Genomic DNA, 18,002 nt, shown 5'->3' with positions numbered 1-18,002 from the left:
GGGGCGCCTGAGCGCCCCCGATCGTCTCCTTAGCCCTGGGCCTTGTCCAGCGCCTGGGTCAGGTCGGCCAGAATATCGTCGATATGCTCCAGCCCGATGGAGAGGCGCACATAGCCCGGCGAGACGCCCGTGGCGCGCTGGTCGGCCTCGCTGAGCTGGCTATGCGTGGTGCTGGCCGGGTGAATCGCCAGAGAGCGCGCATCACCGATATTGGCGACGTGGTAGAACATCTCCAGCGCCGAGATGAAGCGCTTGCCCGCCTCGGCCCCGCCAGCCAGCTCGAAACCCAGCAGCCCGCCATAGCCGCCGCGCAGATATTTGTCGGCCAGAGCCTTCTCCGGCCCGGTGGCGAGCGAGGGGTGGATCACCTTGGTCACATCCTTGCGCTGAGCCAGGAACTTGGCCACGGCCACAGCGTTTTCGCAATGGCGGGCCATGCGCAGCGGCAGCGTCTCCAGCCCCTGGATGAGCTGGAAGGCATTGAAGGGCGACAGCGCCGCGCCAAGGTCGCGCAACATCACCACGCGCGCGCGGATGATGTAGGCGATCGGCCCCAGCGGCTTCACCGCCTGGGCCCAGACCGCGCCGTGATAGCTCGGGTCTGGAGTGTTCATCAGAGGCTGGCGCTCGGGGAAGGCTTCCCAGTCGAAATTGCCGCCATCGATGATCACCCCGCCCAGCGAGGTGCCATGCCCGCCGATATATTTGGTGGTGGAGTACATCACCACCGCGGCGCCATGCTCGAACGGGCGCACCAGCAGCGGCGCGGCGGTGTTGTCCATGATCAGCGGAATGCCCTGCTTGCGGCCGATTTCCGCCACCTCGGCGATGGGGAACAGGCGCAGCTTGGGGTTGGGCAGGGTTTCGGCGTAATAGGCGCGGGTGCGCGCATCGGTGGCGTTGGCGAAGGCGTGCGGGTCGGCGGGGTCGACGAAGCGCACCTCGATGCCCTGGTCCTTCAGCGTGTTGGCGAACAGGTTCCAGGTGCCGCCGTAAAGATCGGTCGAGGCCACCACATTATCCCCGGCGCGGGCGAGGTTCTGGATGGAATAGGCCGACGCCGCCTGGCCCGAGGCTACCGCCAGCGCGGCCACGCCGCCTTCCATCGCCGCCAGGCGCTGCTCCAGCACATCGGTGGTCGGGTTCATCAGCCGCGTATAGATGTTCCCCAGCTCCTTCAGCGCAAACAGATTCGCGGCGTGCTCGGGGGAGTGGAACTGGTAAGACGTGGTCTGATGGATCGGCACCGCCACCGAGCCGGTGCTGGCATCGGCGCGCCAGCCGGCGTGCAGCGCCAGAGTCTCGGGGTGTTTGGAGTTGATGGCCATGCGTGCGTCCCTCGTTTTGGTTAGGGGCGCAGCATGTCACATCGCGGCTTTCCCTACAAGGGAACTAGGCTTCACTTCACTTCTTCGAGCAGCCCGGTCTCGACGTTGAAATGCATCCCCGCCAGGCTCAACGTACCCGCGCGCACCCGCTCGGCCACCCAGGGGAAGGTGCGCAGGTTATCGAGCGCGACGCGGATCGCCTCATGCTCGCACAGCTCGCAAGCGGCGTCGAAATCCGCCGGGGCCTCGGGCGAATCGCAGACCCGCGCCCGCGCCGTCTTGGCGATTTCCATCCAGGAATTGATGAAGTCCCCGCCGCCCTGGCCCGGCCCCTTCATCAGCGCGCGGATGCCGCCGCAGCGCGAATGGCCAAGCACCAGAATGGTGCGCACTTGGAGTTCGGTAACCGCGAATTCCAGCGCCGCCGAGGTGCCGTGATAATTCTTGTCCGGCGCATAGGGCGGCACCAGCGCGCTTACATTGCGCACCACGAAGATATCGCCCGGCGCGCAATCAAAGATCATCTCCGGGGCCACGCGCGAATCGGCGCAGGCGATGACCATCGCCGGGGGCGATTGCCCGTCCCGCGCCAGGGTGGTGTAGAGCGCTTCGTGCTCCTGCCAATACCCTTTGCGGAAACGCTCGTAACCTTCAAGCAGCGTCTTCATAACCCCTCCGTCTTGGCGACATTCCAGAGACGATCCATCTCATCCAGGCTGGAGGAGGCGGGCGTCTTGCCTTCGGCGGCGAGCAGAGTCTCGACGCGTGAAAACCGGCGGATGAATTTCTCATTTGCGCCCTCAAGGCAAGTCTCGGCATCTTGGCCGAGCTTGCGTGCGAGGTTGGCGAGCACGAACAACATGTCCCCGAGTTCGTCGCTGAGGCGTGCGGGCGCGGCGGCGGGCAGTTCGGCGCGCAGCTCGGCGACCTCCTCGTCCAGCTTGTCCAAAACCGCTTCGGCGTCGGGCCAGTCGAATTTCACCCGCGCGGCGCGGGCGGTGAGTTTCTGGGCGCGTTTCAGCGCGGGCAGGGCGGTGGCCACGCCGTCCAGCACGCCGTGCTGCGCCTTGGCCAGACGCTCCTGTGCTTTCTGCGCCTCCCAGGCGGCGGTCTGCGCGGCGGCGCTGCGCGCGGCCTCCTCGCCGAACACATGCGGGTGGCGGCGGATCATCTTGTCGGCGATGTTGCGCGCCACATCGTCAAAATTGAACCAGCCGCGCTCAGCCGCCATCTGCGCGTGATACACCACCTGAAACAGCAGATCGCCCAGCTCATCCTTGAGCTGCGCCGGATCGCCGGATTCGATGGCGGCGCGCACCTCATAGGCTTCCTCGATCGTATAGGGCGCGATGGTCTCGAAGCTCTGCTCCTTGTCCCACGGGCAGCCGGTCTCTGGGTCGCGCAGCGCGGCCATCACATTGATCAGCGCCGTAATCGGTGGTTCTGTGCTCATACGGGAAGTGTAAGTTCGGGGGATGAAAATGACCAGCGCCCATGATTTCGCGTTCGAGACCCTGCGCGGCGAGCCTTATCCGCTCAGCGCCCTGGCCGGGCATCCGCTGCTGGTGGTGAACACCGCGAGCAAATGCGGCTTCACCCCGCAATACAAGGCGTTGCAGGCGCTGTGGACGGAATGCGCGCCGAAGGGGCTGATCGTGATCGGCGTGCCATGCAATGATTTCGGCAACCAGGAGCCGGGCGACGCGGCGCAGATCGGTCAGTTCTGCGAGGTGAATTACGGCGTCAGCTTCCCGATGATGGCGAAGGTGCATGTGAAGGGGAAGCAGGCGCACCCGTTCTTCGCCTGGGCCGCGGCGCAGGGTGGGTTTCTCGCGCGCCCGCGCTGGAATTTCTACAAATACCTGATCCGCCGCGACGGCAGCTTCGCCGATTGGTTCGCCTCCGCCACCGCGCCGGATTCCGCGAAGTTCAAGGGGGCAATAGAGACATTGCTGCGCGGATGATCCGCCGAGCCTCGTCCCACAACGCGTAATCGTCAAACTCTTCCGGCCGCGCCCAGGCGGTTTCGGTCACGTCGTCACCGGCTTTGGCCTCGCCGCCGGTATAGCGCGCGGCGAAGTCCAGGATCGTGTAGTGGAATTGGATGCGCCCATGCGGGTCGTGATGGATGGAATCCACATGCCCGGCCAGCACCAGCGGGCCGCATGCCAGCCCGGTTTCCTCGCGCAGTTCGCGCCGCGCCGCGTCCTCGGCGGTCTCGCCCAGCTCCTGGCTGCCGCCGGGCAGCGCCCAGGCGCCCATGGCGGGCGGCTTGCCCCGGCGCACGAGCAGCACCTCATCGCCGCGCAACAGAACCACGCCAATCCCGACTTGCGGGCGTGTGGGGTAGGGGGGCATCAACCGGCTCTCAGGGTTTGGATGGCGTCGCGCTGGTCAAACAGGTTCAGCAGAATCTTCGCCGCCTGCCCGCGCGGGCTGGTGAGTTTGGGGTCGCGCTGGAGCAGCAGCACCGCATCCTGCCGCGCCATCTCTAGCAGTTTCTCGTGCTTCTCCGGGTCGGCCAGGCGATAGCCGGGCAGGCCGGATTGGCGCGTGCCCAGATAATCGCCGCCGCCGCGCAGGCGGAAATCCTCATCCGCGATCAGGAAACCGTCATCGGTGTCGCGCAGCAGGGCGAGGCGCTTGCCCGCGGTGGCGCCGAGTTTCGTATCATGCAGCAACAGGCAATAGCTTTTCGCCGCGCCGCGGCCCACGCGCCCGCGCAGCTGGTGCAGCTGGGCAAGGCCGAAGCGCTCGGCATGTTCGATCACCATCACATTCGCCTCCGGCACATCCACCCCCACCTCGATCACCGTGGTGGCGACAAGAATGCTCGCGCGCCCCTCGGCGAAGTCGCGCAGCGCGGCGTCGCGTTGAGCGGGGTCCATCTGGCCATGCGCCATCGTCACCGCCGCGCCGAAATGCTGGCGAAGCTGGGCGAAGCGTGCCTCGGTGGCGGTGATGTCCAGCGCCTCGGACTCGCTCACCAGCGGACAAACCCAATACACGCGCCCGCCCGCCGTAATCGCCCGCGCGATCGCCGCCTCCACTTTTTCGAGATCCGAAAGACTGTGCAAGGTCGTGGTGATTTTCTCACGCCCGCGCGGCTTTTCGGTAATGCGCGAGACATCCATCTCCGCCCAATGGGTGAGCAGCAGCGTGCGCGGAATCGGCGTGGCGGTCATCACCAGCAGATCGGTGGCGTCGCCCTTCTCGCCCAGTGCCAGACGCTGATCGACTCCGAAACGATGCTGCTCATCGATCACCGCGAGGCCGAGATCGTGGAATGCGACGTGTTTCTGAAAAATCGCGTGTGTGCCAATGACGATCGGCAGGCTGCCATCGGCCAGCGCGGTGAGGGTCTGCCGCCGCGCCGCGCCCTTCACATGGCCGGTGAGCAGCGCCACGGGCACGGGGGAAAGTTTCTGGAAGGTGGCGAAATGCTGCTTCGCCAAAATCTCGGTGGGGGCGAGGAAGGCGGCTTGCGTGCCTGCCTCCACCGCGCGCAGGCAGGCCAGCACCGCCACCAGCGTCTTGCCCGAGCCGACATCGCCTTGCAGCAGCCGCAACATGCGGTGCGGCGCGGCCATGTCGGCATCGATCTCGGCCAGCGCCTGCACCTGCCCGGCGGTCGGGGTGAAGCCGAACCGCTCCAGCGCCGCCTTGCGCAACCGCCCGTCACCCAGCAAGGCGCGGCCGGGGCGGCGGCGGCGCATCCCGCGCACGATGGCGAAGGTGAGCTGGCGGGCGAGGAGTTCGTCATAGGCGAGGCGCTCGGCCGGGCGCGCATCTGGGATCTCGGCGGGGGCGTGCAGGGCGCGCAGCGCCGCCACGAAGCCCGGCCAGCGCCGCCGCGCGAGCAGCGTCGGGTCGTGCCATTCGGGGAACTCGCCCAGCCGCGCCAGCGCGCCGAGCGCGGCGCGGCGCATGATGCGCGGCACGATCCCGGCGGTGAGCGGCCAGACCGGCTCGATCCACGGGAACTCCCGCTCCTGCGCCTGGGAGGCGACATAATCCGGGTGATGCAGCACCAGCGTGTCGTTGAACCGCTCCAGCTTGCCCGAGACGACGAGCCGCGCCCCGAGCGGGAATTGCACCAGCCGCGCCGCGTGGAACAGCACGATCTCGGCGAAGCCGGTCTCATCGCCGATGATGATCCGGTAGGGCTGGCCCTTGCGCGCGGGCGGCTCGTGGCGGATCACCTCCACCCGCAGCGTGGCCACGCCGCCCGGCTGGGCCTCGGCGATCTTCGGCGTGGCGCGGCGATCGATCGCATCCACCGGCAGATGGAACAGCACGTCGCGCACCGTGTCGCCGCCGACCAGCTTGGCCATCAGCACGGAGAGGCGCGGCCCCAGCCCCGGCAGGGTGGAGATCGGCGCGCGCAAGGGGAGCAGAATATCCATGGTCACATGCTGACTCTTGGCCAAACCGCGCCTATACCGCAACCCGACATGAGCAGCGACGACACAACCCCGCCCGAGATGCTGGACACCCGCCGCCGGCGCCTGATCTTCCGCGCCCAGCACCGCGGCACTTATGAGAACGATCTGCTGATCGGCGATTTCGTGAAGGCGCGAATCGCCGGGATGAGCGAGGCCGAACTGGACGAGCTGGAAGCGGTGATGGAATTCCCCGACGCCGAGCTGGCCGATTGGCTGACCGGGCGCGCGCCGATCCCCGCTCACGCCGACAGCCCGATGCTGCGGCGCATCCGCGAAGCGGCGCTGAACCGCGCATGATCCCGGTTTACGGCGCGCCGGAGGGGGTGGACGCGCTGGTGCTGGTGCGCCGTCTGGCCGAGCATAACGGCCCGGTGCTGCATATCGCGCGCGACGATACGCGCCTCGCCGCCCTGGCCGAGCAGATCGGGTTTTTCGGCCCCGAGGCCGAGGTGCTCACCTTCCCGGCCTGGGACTGCCTGCCCTATGACCGCGTTTCCCCCAATGGCGGCATCATCGCCGAGCGCATCGCCACGCTGAGCCGCTTGCAGGCCGAGCCGGGCAAAAAGCGCATCCTGCTCACCACGGTGAACGCGGCGCTGCAAAAAGTGCCGCCGCGCACGGCGCTGGCCGGGGCGGGCATGCGCCTCGCGGTGGGTGACAGCGTGGCGCTGGAGGATGTCGCCGCCTTCCTCGACGCCGATGGCTACCGGCGCACCGGCACGGTGATGGAAGCGGGCGAGTTCTCGCTGCGCGGCGGCATTATCGACATCTTCCCCGCTGGCGAGACCGCCCCGGTGCGCATCGACCTGTTCGGGGACACCATCGAGAGCATCAAGCGCTTCGACCCCGAGACCCAGCGCTCCGGCGAGGCGCTGACGCGGCTCGACTTCCACCCGGCCTCCGAGGTCTCGTTCGACAGCGCCTCCGTGGCGCGCTTCCGCACCAACTGGCGCGAGCTGTTCGGCCCGCGCGCCGTGGAAGATCCGCTCTACGTCTCGGTCACCGAGGCGCATCGCCATCCCGGCATCGAGCATTACGGCCCGCTCTTCGCCGAGAGCATGGAGACGCTGTTCGATTATCTCCCCGGCGCCTCGGTCAGCCTCGACCATCAGGCCGAGAGCGCGGTGGCGGCGCGGCTGGAACTGATCGCCGACCATTATGCCGAGCGCCGCGCCCCCGCCCGCGCGGGCGAGCCGGCTTACCGCGCGATCCCGCCCGGCATGTTGTATCTGGAGTGCGAGGGCTGGAACGCCGCCCTGGCCAAAGGGCCGTGCTTCGAGATCACCCCCTTCGCCAAACCCGATGGCGGCGCCCAGGGCGTGGATATAGGCGGCCGCCCGGCGCCGATCCTCACCGGGCAGGGAGTGGCGGCGTTCGAGGCCTTTGCCGAGCTGCGCGCCAAATGGGCCGAGACCGGGCGCACCGTGATTCTTGCCGCCTGGAGCTTCGGCTCGCGCGAGCGCCTGGCGCTGATGCTCAAGGAGCACGGCATCCGCGAGACCCGCCCGGTGGCCAGCGCCGATGAGGCCCGCGCCCTGCCCAAGGGCACGGTGGCGCTGGCGGTGCTGGCGGTGGAGCGCGGCTTCCTCACCGACCGTCTGGCCCTGGTGGCTGAGCAGGACCTTCTGGGCAACCGCATCGCCCGCCCGCCCAAGCGCAAGAAGCGCGCCGACCAGTTCATCGCCGACGCCACCGAGATCGAGGCGGGCGACCTCGTGGTGCATCAGGACCACGGCATCGGCCGCTATGAGGGGCTGGAAACCGTGATGGTGAACGGCGCCGCGCATGACTGCCTGAAGCTGATCTATGATGGCGGCGACAAGCTGTTCCTGCCGGTCGAAAACATCGACCTGCTTTCGCGCTTCGGCAACGAGACTGATGGCGTGTCGCTCGACAAGCTGGGCGGCGCCTCCTGGCAGGCGCGCAAGGCCAAGGCCAAGAACCGCATTCAGGACATGGCGGCGGGGCTGATCCGCCTAGCCGCCGAGCGGCAGATGCGCGAGGCCCCGATGCTCACCGCCGATGACGGCGCCTTCGCCGAATTCTGCGCCCGCTTCCCCTATACCGAGACCGAGGACCAGGCCAAAGCCGTCAACGACGTGCTGGAGGATTTCGCCACCGGCAAGCCGATGGATCGCTTGATCTGCGGCGATGTCGGCTTCGGCAAGACCGAGGTGGCTCTGCGTGCCGCCTTCGTGGCCGCGATGTCGGGCGCCCAGGTGGCGGTGGTGGTGCCGACCACGCTGCTCGCCCGCCAGCATTACCGCGCCTTCGCCGCGCGGTTTGAGGGGCTGCCGGTAAAGGTGGCGCAGCTCTCGCGCATGGTCTCGGCCAAGGACGCCACCGCCACCAAGGCCGGGCTGGCCGATGGCACGGTGAGCATCGTTATCGGCACCCATGCGCTGATGGCCAAGGGCGTGGAATTCGCCGATCTCGGCTTGCTGATCGTGGATGAGGAGCAGCATTTTGGCGTCAAGCACAAGGAGCGGCTGAAGGAGCTGAAGGCCGACGTGCATGTGCTCACCCTCACCGCCACGCCGATCCCGCGCACGCTGCAACTAGCGCTGACGGGGGTGCGCGACCTCTCGCTCATCACCACTCCGCCGGTGGACAGGCTGGCCGTGCGCACCTTCATCATGCCGTTCGACAGCCTGGTCATCAAAGAGGCCATCGCGCGCGAGAAATTCCGTGGCGGGCAGATCTTCTGCGTGGTGCCGCGCATCGAGGATCTCGACCCGATGGCCGCGCGGCTGCGCGAGATCGCGCCCGAGATCCGCACCGTGATGGCGCATGGCCGGCTGGCGGCCGGCGAGCTGGAGCGGGTGATGACCGAGTTCGGCGAAGGCAAGTTCGACATCCTGCTCGCCACCAACATCGTCGAATCCGGCCTCGACATGCCGGCGGTGAACACGATCATCATCCACCGTGCCGACATGTTCGGCCTGGCCGGGCTGTACCAGCTGCGCGGGCGCGTGGGGCGCGGCAAGCAGCGGGGCTACGCCTATCTCACCTGGCCGCCTTATCACCGCCTCTCGCCCGCCGCCGAGAAGCGGCTGGAAGTGATGCAGACGCTGGACACGCTGGGCGCGGGCTTCACCCTGGCCAGCCACGACCTCGATCTGCGCGGCGCGGGCAATCTGCTGGGCGACGAGCAATCGGGCCATATCCGCGAGGTCGGCATCGAGTTGTATCAGCAGATGCTGCAAGACGCGGTGAACGCCATCCGCGCCGAGGGCAGCAAGCAAAAGGCCGTGGAGCGGGACTGGACGCCGAACATCAATCTCGGCCTGCCGGTGCTGATCCCCGAGACCTATGTGGCCGACCTGCCGGTGCGGCTCGGCCTCTACCGGCGCATCGGTGCGCTCACCACCGACGCCGAATCCGAGGCCCTGGCGGTGGAACTGGCGGACCGCTTCGGCCCGCTCCCGCCCGAGGTCGAAAACCTGCTGGAGACCGTGGCCCTCAAGCGCGCCTGCCGCGAGGCGAATGTCGAGAAGCTGGATGCCGGGCCGAAGGGCATGGTCATCGGCTTCCGCAAGAATGATTTCGCCAACCCCGCCGGGCTGATCCAGTGGATCGGTACCAAGGGCGGGCTGGTCAAGCTGCGCCCCGACCAGAAGCTGGTGGTGGCGCGCGAGATGGATGTGGCGGCGCGCATGAAATATGCGCAGGATACGCTGCGCGCGCTGGTCAAACTGGCACGGCTGGAAGCGCCGAACGCCTGAGCCTTCAGCGGCTCAGAAATCCGAGCAGCGGCCGTTCTTTTCCCAATCGCCGTAGCGGGTCGGCTCGGGGCCGGTGGGGCCGCCGATCTCCTTGGGCATTTTAGGGGCGGCGGGCTTGGCGGGGGCGGGCTGCGGCGCCGGCGTGGCGGCGTTTTCGGTCTTTGGCTGTTCCATGTCAGCCTATGTAAGCCGTTTGGGCCTATTGTGAAGACACTGCCTGGGCCTGGGCGATGCGCTGCTCATCCAGCGCCCGCCACGAGGCCCCCGGCGGCGCATGCGCCAAAGATTGCTGGAACAGCGACAGTGCCTCGGGGGTCACGGCCCCGGCCTCCTCGGCCAGCGCCTCGGCCAGATAGGCTTGGCCCTGGCTGGCATCGGGCGAGTTCGGGTCCACCTGCGCCAGATGCGCGCGCAGAATGCCTATGAACTGGTCCAGTTTTGCCGTCTCCGCCGCCTGCCGCGCCGCCCATTGCGTATGCGGCTCCGAGGGCACGGTCGGCGTGCTGCCCGGCAGATAGAGCGCGAAGGCCATCACCGGCAGGGCGATGAGCGTGGCGATCAGCAGCGGCTTGGCGTTGCCGGTGAGCTCGGGCGCGGCGAAGCCATCCGCCGCCAGCAGCCGCCGCTCCACCTCCAGCCGCGCGCCCTGATATTCGGCCTCGGGGATGCGGCCCTCCTCATGCTCGCGCCGCAGCTCGGCGAGCTGGGCGCGGTGGGTGGCGAGCGCCGCCTCGCGCCGTGAGCGTAAAAAGCGCGGCGGGCGGAAGGCGAACGCCAGCGGGGCGGTGAGCGCCAGCGCCAGGGCCAGCATCGCGGCGAAGATCATAGCAATTCATCCAACCGGGCGCGTTCGGCCTCGGAGAGCGGGGCGGGGGGCGCGGCCTTGCGCCGCGCGGCGAAGAGCCAAGCCATGCCACCCAGCGCCAGGGCCAAAGCGGGCATGGCGTAGAGCAGCCAGGTGAGCGGCGAGACCGGGGGCTTGAGCAGCACGAAAATGCCATAGCGCTGCACCATGTAATCCATGATCTGACTGGGCGGCACGCCCTGCACCACCTGTTGGCGGATGATGCCGCGCAGCTGCCCCGCCAGCTTGGCGTCGGAATCCTCGATGCTCTCATTCTGGCACACCAGGCAGCGGAGCTGATCACCGATCGCCTCGGCCTGTGCCTCCTGCGCCGCGGTCATCGTCACGCCGTCGCGCGTCACCATGTCCTGCGCCAGGGCCAAAGCGGGCAGCAGCGCCAGCAGAAACAGCCAGCGCCTCATGAATATTTCGCCAGCAGCGGGTTGAGGTATCGCGCCACGACGTCATCGGTGAGCGCCCCGGCATAGCGCCAGCGCACGATGCCGGTCTTATCGATGAAATACGTCTCCGGCACGCCGTAAACGCCCCAGTTGATGGCGGTCGTGCCCGCGGCATCAGTGGCGAGGCGCTGATACGGGTTGCCGTTTTGCTGGAGAAACTGCGCCAGGGCCTGCGTATCGTCTTCATAGGCGATGCCCCAGATCGTCAGGCCCTCGGCGGCGAGCTTGGCCAGCATCGGCGCCTCTTGCAGGCAAGGCACGCACCATGAGGCGAACCAGTTCACCAGCATCGGCTTGGGCGGGGCGGCGAGGTCGGTATTGGCGAAGCCCTGCATCCCGTTGGTGCCGGGCAGCGCGAAAGCGGGCGGACGCTTGCCGAGCAGCGGCGAGGGCAGGGCGTGCGGGTCGTAGTTATTGGCCTGCATCCGGCGCAGGATGACGTAAAACGCCTCGCCCCCGGCCACGGCCAGCGCGAGCGGAATGCCGAACAGCAACCGGCGGCGCAGCGGGGACATTACGCCACGACTCCTTCCGGCTTGTGCCGCCGCCGCGCGGGCGCGCCCACGCGCAGCCGCCGGTCGGAGAGCGAGACAAACCCGCCCAGCGCCATGATCAGCCCGCCAAACCAGATCTCGGGCGCCATCGGGTGGCGGTTGAGCCGCAGCTCCGCCCCGCCCGTGGCGGGCTCATCGGCGAACACCGCGTAAATATCCTGGAAGCCGTTGGTGTGAATGGCGGCGTCGTTGGTGATGACCTTCTGCGCCGCGAAGAACCGGCGCGAAGGGTGCAGCGTGAGGAAGGGCGCGCCATCCTCACTCAACACGATATCGGCCACGCGTTGGGTGTAGTTTGGCCCCGGCGCGTCGTGAATGTCCTGCAATGTCCAGGTATAACCGCCCAGGGTGGTGGATTGGCCGGGTTGCAGCACCACGACCTTCTGCACCGCCAGAGTCATGCCCGCGATGCCCAGCACCGAGACGCCGAAGCCGATATGCCCCAGCGCCGCCCCCAGCGCGCTGCGCGAGAGGGTGGAAAAGCGCCGCCGGAACAGGTCGGTGAGCGCCGAGACCACCACCCAGGCCCCACCCGCCAGCCCCAGCGCGGCGATGACATGGCGGCTGGCGGTGAGCACCGCGAACACCAGCAGCGCCGCCGCCCCGGCCAGCCAGAGCCGGTGCAGCGCTGGCAGCAGATCGGCGCGCTTCCAGGGCAGCATCGGCCCCACCCCCATGGCCAGGATGATCGGCGCGGTGAGCGGCAGCACGGTCTGGTTAAAAAACGGAGCGCCGACGGAAAGCTGGATGCCGAACAGCAGATTGGCGAAAGGCGGGTAGAGCGTGCCGGTGAACACCACGGCGGCGATGGCGCAGAGAAACACGTTGTTAAGCACCAATGCGCTCTCGCGCGAGATCGGCGCGTAAATGCCGGTAGCGGCCAGCACCGGGGCGCGGATGGCGAACAGCAGCAGCGAGCCGCCGATTGTCAGCCCGAGCAGCGCCAGGATGAACAGCCCCTGATCGGGCGCGGCGGCGAAGCTGTGCACGGAGTTGAGAATGCCCGAGCGCACCAGGAAGGTGCCGGACAGCGAGAGCGAAAAGGTGGCGATGGCCAGCAGCACGGTCCAGGCCTTCAGGCTCTCGCGTTTTTCCACCACGATGGCGCAATGCAGCAGGGCGGTGCCGGTGAGCCAGGGCAGCAACGCGGCGTTTTCCACCGGGTCCCAAAACCAATACCCGCCCCAGCCCAGCGTGTAATAAGACCACCAGCTCCCCAGCGCGATGCCGCCGGTGAGGAAGCACCAGGAAATTAGCGCCCAGGGACGCACCCAGCGGCCCCAGGCGGCGTCGATCCGGCCTTCGATGAGCGCCGCGATGGCAAAGGCGAAGGCGACCGAGAAGCCGACATAGCCGGTGTAAAGCACTGGCGGATGGAAGGCGAGGCCGGGGTCTTGCAGGATCGGGTTGATGCCCGCGCCCTCCAGCGGCGGCGGCCAGATACGGGTGAACGGGTTGGAGACGGTGAGCGTGAACAGCAGAAACCCGCCCGAGACCAGCCCCAGCACGCCCAGCACCCGCGCCCGCAAACTGGCGGGCAGCCCACCGCCCGCCACCGCCACCGCGGCACCGCAGAGCGAGAGGATGAGGCACCAGAGCAGGATCGAGCCGTCGTGATTCCCCCAGACGCCGGTGATCCGGTAGAGCAGCGGCACGGCGGAGGAGGAGAAATCGGCGATGTTCTCGACCGTGAAATCGGACACCACGCCGGACCACACCAGCGCCAGAAAGGCCAGCCCAATGGCGGCGAAATGGCTGAGCGCCAGCAGCGGCGTGGCGTAGAGCGCGCGCGCATCGCGCAGGCTGGGGCCGAAAATGCCCACCACCCCTTGCGCGAAGGCCAGCGCCACCGCGCAGGCCAGGGCGAAATGCCCGAGTTCAGGGATCATGAGCCGACCTTCATGTCATTCCAGGTTGAGGCGGGCGGCGGCGGGCCGAATTTCGGGTCCCATTTTCCCGCCTCCTTCAGCGATTGCTCGACATCCTTGGGCATATAGGCCGCGCCATGCTTGGCCAGCACTTCATCGGCGTGGAATACGCCATCGCCGCTCATGGCGCCGATCGCCACCACGCCCTGGCCCTCGCGGAACAGGTCGGGCAGCACGCCGGTGAACACCACAGGCACCGCGGCGCGGCCATCGGTGACGGCGAAATGCGTGGTTGGCGTTTGCCCGGCCAGGGTGGTCTGCACGGTGCCCGCCTGCACGATGCCGCCAAGGCGGAAGCTCATGCCCGGTGCCGGGTGCTGGGCCGCCACCTGCCGCGGCGAGAGGAAATAGGTGAGGCTGGAGGAGAACGCGGCAAGCGTCAGCCCCACCGCGGCGCTCAGGCACAGCCCGCTCACGATCACCAGATATAGCCGCCGCCGCTTGGGTTTGAGCATGTTACTGCGTTTCCGCCTGGCGCAGCCGGGCGAGGGCGCGGCGGTAGCGCGCAAATGTCAGCCACGCCGCCGCCACGAGGAAGATCGTGGTGACGCCATAGGCGCCGTTGATATAGGGCCAGGTGTTCTGCATCAGCCGCGCTCCGCCGCCGCCAGCAGGGCCGAGGCCGTCTTGCGTTCGCACACCGCCGCGGCGACGCGGGCGCAAACCATGGTGAGGAAGCTGAGATAAAAACCCAGTGTGGAGATCAACAGCGGGTAGAGCATGGTCATGTAGATCTTGGCGCCGCCCGCGAGCGAGATGGTGTTACCCTGGTGCAGCGTGTTCCACCACTGCACCGAGTACACGATGATCGGCAAATTAATCGCCCCGGCCAGCGCCAGGATCGCCGCCGCCCGGTAGCCATGGGTTTTGTTGTCGAAGGCGCGGATGAGCGCGATATGGCCGAGATAGAGGAAGAACAGCACCAGCACCGAGGTCAGCCGCGCATCCCACACCCAATAGGCGCCCCACATCGGCTTGCCCCAGAGCGAGCCTGAGACCAGGCACACAAAGGTGAACCCGGCGCCGATGGGGCCGATCTCCTCGGCCGCGATATCGGCCAGCGGATGGCGCCAGACAATGGAGAACAGCGAGCACACCGCCAGCATCGCATAGCCCGACATCGCCACCCAGGCGGCTGGCACATGCACATACATGATGCGCGCGGCATCGCCCTGCTCCCAATCCGCCGGGGCGAATTGATAGCCCCAGACCAGCCCGGCCAGGGTGAGGATGAGCGAAACCCCCGCCGCCCAGGGCAGGATCGGCTGCACGAACCGCAAGAACCGCCCCGGATTGGCGAAATAATGCAGCCAGCCGCTGGTTTTGGCGGGCACGGCGCGGCTCAGGACGTTCTCGTTCATGATATCGGTATTAGGCGATGCGGCGCGAAATTTGAAGCCGCGCGGCTTTGCATTACTATTCTTTACATGACCCAATATTGGCTGGTGAAATCCGAACCCGACGCGTTCTCCTGGCAGCAGCAGGTGAAAAATGGCGTCGAGCCCTGGACGGGCGTGCGCAACCATCTGGCGAAGAAGCATCTCGCCGCCATGCGCCTTGGCGATAAGGCGTTCTTCTACCACTCCAATATCGGGCGCGAGATCGTCGGCATCGTCGAGGTGATGCGCGAGGCCTACCCGGACCCGAGCGCCGAGAGCGGCGACTGGGTATGCGTGGACATGAAGGCGGTGAAGCCGCTGAAAACCCCCGTCACCCTTGCGATGATCAAGGCCGACCCCAGGTTCAAGGAGCTGGCGCTGCTCAAATACTCCCGCCTCTCGGTGGGGCCGGTGAGCGCCGAGCACTGGCAGATGCTGTGCGAGATGGGAGGGGTGGATGACTGAAACAGCGGTCTTGGCGGGCGGGTGCTTCTGGTGCCTGGAAGCCGCGTATGACGAGTTGAAGGGCGTGACGAAGGTCGAGTCGGGTTATGCGGGCGGGCATGTGCCTAACCCCAGCTATAAGCAGGTCTGCTCCGGCACCACCGGCCATGCCGAGGTGGTGCGCATCGCCTACGACCCGGCGGTGATCTCATATGCCGACCTGCTCGACGTGTTCTTCACCATCCACGACCCCACCACGCTCAACCGCCAGGGCAATGATATCGGCACGCAATATCGCTCGGCCATCTTCTACGCCTCGCCCGCGCAGCAGGCGGCGGCGCTGGCGGCGGTGGAAAAATTTACCCCGCATTGGGGACGAATCGTCACCCAGATCGCGCCGCTGGTCGAATTCTACCCAGCCGAGCCGGAGCATGAGGATTATTTCGTGCGCAACCCGTGGTCCGGCTATTGCCAGGCGGTGATCGCGCCCAAGATCGCCAAGCTGCGCAAGGCCTTCCGCGACAGGCTGAAGGCTGATTCATAAATTTGGTCTATTGGTTTAACTAAAATATTCTGTTTTTAATTATTGGCGAGGGAAATTATGTCCTCGTCATGCTTCATTACAGAAACATCTTCCCCGGTATGGTTCTCTGCATCGTGGTCTCCGGCCTTGCCACTTTTTTGCAGGCGCTGGAGCACCGGCTCTTCGGCCAGACTTGGCTTGAAGCCCTGGTGCTGGCGATCTTGGTGGGGCTGGCCGTGCGGGCGGCCTGGACTCCGGGCCATCTCTGGCAGTCTGGGATACGTTTCAGCGCCAAGACCCTGCTCGAAGTCGCGGTGGCGCTGCTCGGCGCGGCGGTGAGCGTGCGCACCGTGCTAGCCTTGGGGCCGCAATTGCTGGCGGGCATCGTGGGGGCGGTGGGGTTGTCCATCTTCGCCAGCTATTTCATCTGCCGCACGTTGCGCTTGCCGCCCCGCCTGTCACTGCTGGTGGCGTGCGGCAATTCCATTTGCGGCAATTCCGCCATTGCCGCGGTCGCGCCGGTCATCGGCGCCGATGCGGCGGATGTCGCGTCCTCCATCGCCTTCACCGCCGTGCTCGGCGTGGTGACGGTGCTGCTGCTACCGCTGCTGGTGCCGGTACTGCTGCTGAGCCTGACGCAATATGGCGTGCTGGCCGGGCTGACGGTTTACGCCGTGCCGCAGGTGCTCGCGGCCACGCTGCCGATCGGCGCGTTGGCCAATCAGGTCGGCACCGTGGTGAAGCTCGTGCGCGTGCTCATGCTCGGGCCGGTGGTGGCGGTGCTGGGGCTGATGGCCGCCCGGCAGGATCGCGGGATGGCGGGCGCGGACAGCCATCCGGCGCGGGGCTTGCCGCCGCTGAAACATCTGCTCCCCTGGTTCATTCTCGCCTTCCTGGCGCTGCTCGGCGCCCGCTCGGCTGGGCTGGTCCCGGCCATCGCCCTTGGCCCGCTCAAAACCACCGCCTCGCTGCTCACCACGGTATCGATGGCCGCGCTCGGCCTGGGGGTGGATGTGCGCAGCGTCGCCATGGCGGGGCCGCGCGTCACCGCTGCCGTCACCCTCTCGCTGCTGGTCCTGGTCGGAATCAGCCTGGTGCTGATCCGGGTGCTGCGGATTGCTTAACCGATCCGCAGCAGCTCCGCGCCGTTGCGGTTGAGCCAGTCGGCGGCGGCGTCGCGGTGCGGGGTGAGGCGCTCGGTGAGCGCCCAGAATTGCGGGCCGTGATTCATGTGCCGCAGATGCGCGATCTCGTGCGCCACCACGTAATCCTGCACGAAATCCGGCGCGCAGATCAGCCGCCAGCAGAAGGCCAGCGTGCCATCTGGCGCGCAGGAGCCCCAGCGGCTGCGCGTGTCCTTGATCCGCACCGCCTTCGGCTTCAGCGCCGCCGCCTGGGCCTTCTCCGCCGTGATCGCGGCCAGATGCCGCCGGGCGAGCTGCTTCAGGCAATCCGCCACCCGGCGCGGCAGAAACGCCGCGTCGCCGGTCACGACGATCCGCCCCGGCTCCAGCCATGCCCCGCCCCGCGCGCCCGGCTCATGCACGATGAGGTACGGCTCGCCATGCACCGGCACCCGTGCCCCCGGCGCGAGGCGCAGGGCACGGGGCAGGGCGGCCAGCTTCTCTGCCGCCCAGCCCTGGTGCTGCTCCAGCAGCGCCAAGCCAGCCCGGCGCGAGGAGCGCATCGGCAGGGTGATGAGAATCCCGCCCGCGGCGAGGTCGATGCGCAGCGAAATCCGCTTGGCCCGCGCCGAGCGCCGGAACGCCACGGTGGTGAGTGCGCCTTGCACCGGCACCAGCTCGGACGGCAGCTCCCCGGCGCTCACGCCTTGCGCCGCCGTCGCGGCATCCGGCCCGGCCAGTCCACCAGATGGTGCTCCAGCGGACCGGCCTCGCGCTCGCTGATGCAACGCCCGGCGACCGAGGCCCCGGCCTCGATCACGCTCTCCGCCGTGCCCGAGCGCAGCGGGTGCCAGGGCGGCAGTTCCTTGCCCTCGCGCAGCAGCCGGTAGGCGCAGCTTGGCGGCAACCAGTCGATCTGATCCAATGTTTCCGGGGTGAGCTGTACGCAATCCGGCACCTTGCGGCGGCGATTCGCGTAATCCTTGCAGCGCGCGGTGCGCACATCCAGCAACCGGCAGGCGACATCGGTGAACTCGATCTCGCCGGTGTCGTCATCGCGCAGCTTGTGCAGGCAGCAGCGCCCGCAGCCATCGCAGAGCGACTCCCATTCTTCGCGGCTCATCGCGCTGAGCGGCTTCTCTCGCCAAAATCCCATGCAAGCAGCATAAAGCCCCATCCGCCGCGCCGCCAGCAGATATCGCCGCCGCGCTGTTGCGGCGCGGCAGTTTGGCATGGCATGGTCCGGC

The 18,002-nt window shown here is 67.6% G+C and carries 21 protein-coding genes; 6 read left to right on the top strand and 15 right to left on the bottom strand.

Going from position 1 to position 18,002, the window contains the following annotated elements; translation table 11 throughout:
• Positions 1-29: 29 nt before the first annotated feature.
• The 3 genes from LI953_RS00775 to mazG all read right to left on the bottom strand — a co-directional run bounded on the left by LI953_RS00775 (position 30) and on the right by mazG (position 2,781).
• Entirely contained in the window at positions 30-1,328 is a 1,299-nt protein-coding gene (locus LI953_RS00775) for an O-acetylhomoserine aminocarboxypropyltransferase/cysteine synthase family protein (protein ID WP_227074061.1), read from the bottom strand.
• Positions 1,329-1,399: 71 nt separating this feature from the next.
• Positions 1,400-1,996, bottom strand: coding sequence for a carbonic anhydrase (locus tag LI953_RS00770; RefSeq protein ID WP_227074060.1), 597 nt, complete (start codon positions 1,994-1,996; stop codon positions 1,400-1,402).
• Positions 1,993-2,781 (bottom strand): nucleoside triphosphate pyrophosphohydrolase, encoded by a 789-nt coding sequence (mazG, locus tag LI953_RS00765; RefSeq protein ID WP_227074059.1) that lies wholly within the window; start codon positions 2,779-2,781, stop codon positions 1,993-1,995. The genes LI953_RS00770 and mazG overlap by 4 nt, the downstream gene beginning before the upstream one ends.
• Positions 2,782-2,809: 28 nt before the next feature.
• Here mazG and LI953_RS00760 point away from each other — a divergent pair, with 28 nt between their 5' ends.
• Positions 2,810-3,292, top strand: a complete 483-nt coding sequence (locus LI953_RS00760) for a glutathione peroxidase (RefSeq protein ID WP_227074058.1) — start codon at positions 2,810-2,812, stop codon at positions 3,290-3,292.
• Here LI953_RS00760 and LI953_RS00755 read toward each other — a convergent pair.
• Entirely contained in the window at positions 3,258-3,686 is a 429-nt protein-coding gene (locus tag LI953_RS00755) for an NUDIX hydrolase (protein ID WP_227074057.1), read from the bottom strand. The two genes, LI953_RS00760 and LI953_RS00755, sit on opposite strands and share 35 nt — an antisense overlap.
• The gene (recG, locus tag LI953_RS00750; RefSeq protein ID WP_227074056.1) at positions 3,686-5,734 is read right to left on the bottom strand and encodes an ATP-dependent DNA helicase RecG; all 2,049 of its coding nucleotides are present in this window, start codon (positions 5,732-5,734) and stop codon (positions 3,686-3,688) included. The genes LI953_RS00755 and recG overlap by 1 nt, the downstream gene beginning before the upstream one ends.
• A 48-nt stretch (positions 5,735-5,782) precedes the next feature.
• Between recG and LI953_RS00745 the strand changes: the two genes are divergently transcribed.
• A complete protein-coding gene (locus LI953_RS00745) occupies positions 5,783-6,070 on the top strand; it encodes a succinate dehydrogenase assembly factor 2 (RefSeq protein WP_227074055.1) in 288 nt (95 codons plus the stop codon).
• On the top strand, positions 6,067-9,498 hold the full coding sequence (gene mfd, locus LI953_RS00740) for a transcription-repair coupling factor (protein WP_227074054.1): 3,432 nt from the start codon (positions 6,067-6,069) through the stop codon (positions 9,496-9,498). Before LI953_RS00745 ends, mfd begins: the two co-directional genes overlap by 4 nt.
• A 12-nt stretch (positions 9,499-9,510) precedes the next feature.
• Here the strand turns inward: mfd and LI953_RS00735 are convergent, their stop codons facing one another.
• Genes LI953_RS00735 through ccmC form a run of 8 tightly spaced genes read right to left on the bottom strand, consistent with a single transcriptional unit; the run spans position 9,511 to position 14,646 of the window.
• Complete coding sequence (locus tag LI953_RS00735) at positions 9,511-9,672, bottom strand: DUF1674 domain-containing protein (protein WP_227074053.1); 162 nt, start codon at positions 9,670-9,672, stop codon at positions 9,511-9,513.
• 25 nt (positions 9,673-9,697) lie between these two features.
• Positions 9,698-10,324: a c-type cytochrome biogenesis protein CcmI gene (gene ccmI / locus LI953_RS00730; RefSeq protein ID WP_227074052.1), complete on the bottom strand. Its 627-nt coding sequence runs from the start codon at positions 10,322-10,324 to the stop codon at positions 9,698-9,700.
• The gene (locus tag LI953_RS00725) at positions 10,321-10,770 is read right to left on the bottom strand and encodes a cytochrome c-type biogenesis protein CcmH (protein WP_370635726.1); all 450 of its coding nucleotides are present in this window, start codon (positions 10,768-10,770) and stop codon (positions 10,321-10,323) included. Before LI953_RS00725 ends, ccmI begins: the two co-directional genes overlap by 4 nt.
• Positions 10,761-11,318, bottom strand: a complete 558-nt coding sequence (locus tag LI953_RS00720) for a DsbE family thiol:disulfide interchange protein (RefSeq protein ID WP_227074050.1) — start codon at positions 11,316-11,318, stop codon at positions 10,761-10,763. The genes LI953_RS00725 and LI953_RS00720 overlap by 10 nt, the downstream gene beginning before the upstream one ends.
• On the bottom strand, positions 11,318-13,246 hold the full coding sequence (locus LI953_RS00715; RefSeq protein WP_227074049.1) for a heme lyase CcmF/NrfE family subunit: 1,929 nt from the start codon (positions 13,244-13,246) through the stop codon (positions 11,318-11,320). The genes LI953_RS00720 and LI953_RS00715 overlap by 1 nt, the downstream gene beginning before the upstream one ends.
• Positions 13,243-13,740, bottom strand: coding sequence for a cytochrome c maturation protein CcmE (ccmE, locus tag LI953_RS00710; protein WP_227074048.1), 498 nt, complete (start codon positions 13,738-13,740; stop codon positions 13,243-13,245). The genes LI953_RS00715 and ccmE overlap by 4 nt, the downstream gene beginning before the upstream one ends.
• Before the next feature lies 1 nt (position 13,741).
• Complete coding sequence (gene ccmD / locus LI953_RS00705) at positions 13,742-13,873, bottom strand: heme exporter protein CcmD (RefSeq protein WP_227074047.1); 132 nt, start codon at positions 13,871-13,873, stop codon at positions 13,742-13,744.
• Positions 13,873-14,646, bottom strand: coding sequence for a heme ABC transporter permease CcmC (gene ccmC / locus LI953_RS00700; protein ID WP_227074046.1), 774 nt, complete (start codon positions 14,644-14,646; stop codon positions 13,873-13,875). Before ccmC ends, ccmD begins: the two co-directional genes overlap by 1 nt.
• A 66-nt stretch (positions 14,647-14,712) precedes the next feature.
• Between ccmC and LI953_RS00695 the strand changes: the two genes are divergently transcribed.
• The 3 genes from LI953_RS00695 (at position 14,713) to LI953_RS00685 (ending at position 16,755) form a co-directional block, all read left to right on the top strand.
• Positions 14,713-15,129 carry an EVE domain-containing protein gene (locus tag LI953_RS00695; protein WP_227074045.1) on the top strand — a complete coding sequence of 139 codons (417 nt, stop codon included), beginning with the start codon at positions 14,713-14,715 and terminating at the stop codon, positions 15,127-15,129.
• Complete coding sequence (gene msrA, locus LI953_RS00690; RefSeq protein WP_227074044.1) at positions 15,122-15,652, top strand: peptide-methionine (S)-S-oxide reductase MsrA; 531 nt, start codon at positions 15,122-15,124, stop codon at positions 15,650-15,652. Before LI953_RS00695 ends, msrA begins: the two co-directional genes overlap by 8 nt.
• A 68-nt stretch (positions 15,653-15,720) precedes the next feature.
• A complete protein-coding gene (locus LI953_RS00685) occupies positions 15,721-16,755 on the top strand; it encodes a YeiH family protein (protein ID WP_227074043.1) in 1,035 nt (344 codons plus the stop codon).
• Here LI953_RS00685 and LI953_RS00680 read toward each other — a convergent pair.
• Together LI953_RS00680 and LI953_RS00675 are read right to left on the bottom strand one after the other, a co-directional pair.
• On the bottom strand, positions 16,752-17,459 hold the full coding sequence (locus tag LI953_RS00680; RefSeq protein ID WP_227074042.1) for a SprT family zinc-dependent metalloprotease: 708 nt from the start codon (positions 17,457-17,459) through the stop codon (positions 16,752-16,754). The two genes, LI953_RS00685 and LI953_RS00680, sit on opposite strands and share 4 nt — an antisense overlap.
• The gene (locus LI953_RS00675) at positions 17,456-17,911 is read right to left on the bottom strand and encodes a YcgN family cysteine cluster protein (protein ID WP_227074041.1); all 456 of its coding nucleotides are present in this window, start codon (positions 17,909-17,911) and stop codon (positions 17,456-17,458) included. Before LI953_RS00675 ends, LI953_RS00680 begins: the two co-directional genes overlap by 4 nt.
• Positions 17,912-18,002: the final 91 nt, after the last annotated feature.

This window comes from Acidocella sp. KAb 2-4, from assembly GCF_020567705.1.
Classification (GTDB): domain Bacteria; phylum Pseudomonadota; class Alphaproteobacteria; order Acetobacterales; family Acetobacteraceae; genus Acidocella.
The sequence above is the reverse complement of the archived record's forward strand: the minus strand, read 5'-3'. Positions and strand labels throughout refer to the sequence as shown.

Excerpts from the sequence above, each read along its gene's own strand:
- LI953_RS00775 (WP_227074061.1), bottom strand. The coding sequence starts at position 1,328 with ATGGCCATCAACTCCAAACACCCCGAGACTCTGGCGCTGCACGCCGGC.
- LI953_RS00720 (WP_227074050.1), bottom strand. The coding sequence starts at position 11,318 with ATGTCCCCGCTGCGCCGCCGGTTGCTGTTCGGCATTCCGCTCGCGCTG.
- mfd (WP_227074054.1), top strand. The coding sequence starts at position 6,067 with ATGATCCCGGTTTACGGCGCGCCGGAGGGGGTGGACGCGCTGGTGCTG.
- ccmC (WP_227074046.1), bottom strand. The coding sequence starts at position 14,646 with ATGAACGAGAACGTCCTGAGCCGCGCCGTGCCCGCCAAAACCAGCGGC.
- LI953_RS00735 (WP_227074053.1), bottom strand. The coding sequence starts at position 9,672 with ATGGAACAGCCAAAGACCGAAAACGCCGCCACGCCGGCGCCGCAGCCC.
- LI953_RS00675 (WP_227074041.1), bottom strand. The coding sequence starts at position 17,911 with ATGGGATTTTGGCGAGAGAAGCCGCTCAGCGCGATGAGCCGCGAAGAA.
- LI953_RS00760 (WP_227074058.1), top strand. The coding sequence starts at position 2,810 with ATGACCAGCGCCCATGATTTCGCGTTCGAGACCCTGCGCGGCGAGCCT.
- msrA (WP_227074044.1), top strand. The coding sequence starts at position 15,122 with ATGACTGAAACAGCGGTCTTGGCGGGCGGGTGCTTCTGGTGCCTGGAA.
- ccmD (WP_227074047.1), bottom strand. The coding sequence starts at position 13,873 with ATGCAGAACACCTGGCCCTATATCAACGGCGCCTATGGCGTCACCACG.
- LI953_RS00770 (WP_227074060.1), bottom strand. The coding sequence starts at position 1,996 with ATGAAGACGCTGCTTGAAGGTTACGAGCGTTTCCGCAAAGGGTATTGG.
- mazG (WP_227074059.1), bottom strand. The coding sequence starts at position 2,781 with ATGAGCACAGAACCACCGATTACGGCGCTGATCAATGTGATGGCCGCG.
- ccmE (WP_227074048.1), bottom strand. The coding sequence starts at position 13,740 with ATGCTCAAACCCAAGCGGCGGCGGCTATATCTGGTGATCGTGAGCGGG.
- LI953_RS00685 (WP_227074043.1), top strand. The coding sequence starts at position 15,721 with ATGCTTCATTACAGAAACATCTTCCCCGGTATGGTTCTCTGCATCGTG.
- LI953_RS00695 (WP_227074045.1), top strand. The coding sequence starts at position 14,713 with ATGACCCAATATTGGCTGGTGAAATCCGAACCCGACGCGTTCTCCTGG.
- LI953_RS00755 (WP_227074057.1), bottom strand. The coding sequence starts at position 3,686 with ATGCCCCCCTACCCCACACGCCCGCAAGTCGGGATTGGCGTGGTTCTG.
- LI953_RS00715 (WP_227074049.1), bottom strand. The coding sequence starts at position 13,246 with ATGATCCCTGAACTCGGGCATTTCGCCCTGGCCTGCGCGGTGGCGCTG.
- ccmI (WP_227074052.1), bottom strand. The coding sequence starts at position 10,324 with ATGATCTTCGCCGCGATGCTGGCCCTGGCGCTGGCGCTCACCGCCCCG.
- LI953_RS00745 (WP_227074055.1), top strand. The coding sequence starts at position 5,783 with ATGAGCAGCGACGACACAACCCCGCCCGAGATGCTGGACACCCGCCGC.
- recG (WP_227074056.1), bottom strand. The coding sequence starts at position 5,734 with ATGGATATTCTGCTCCCCTTGCGCGCGCCGATCTCCACCCTGCCGGGG.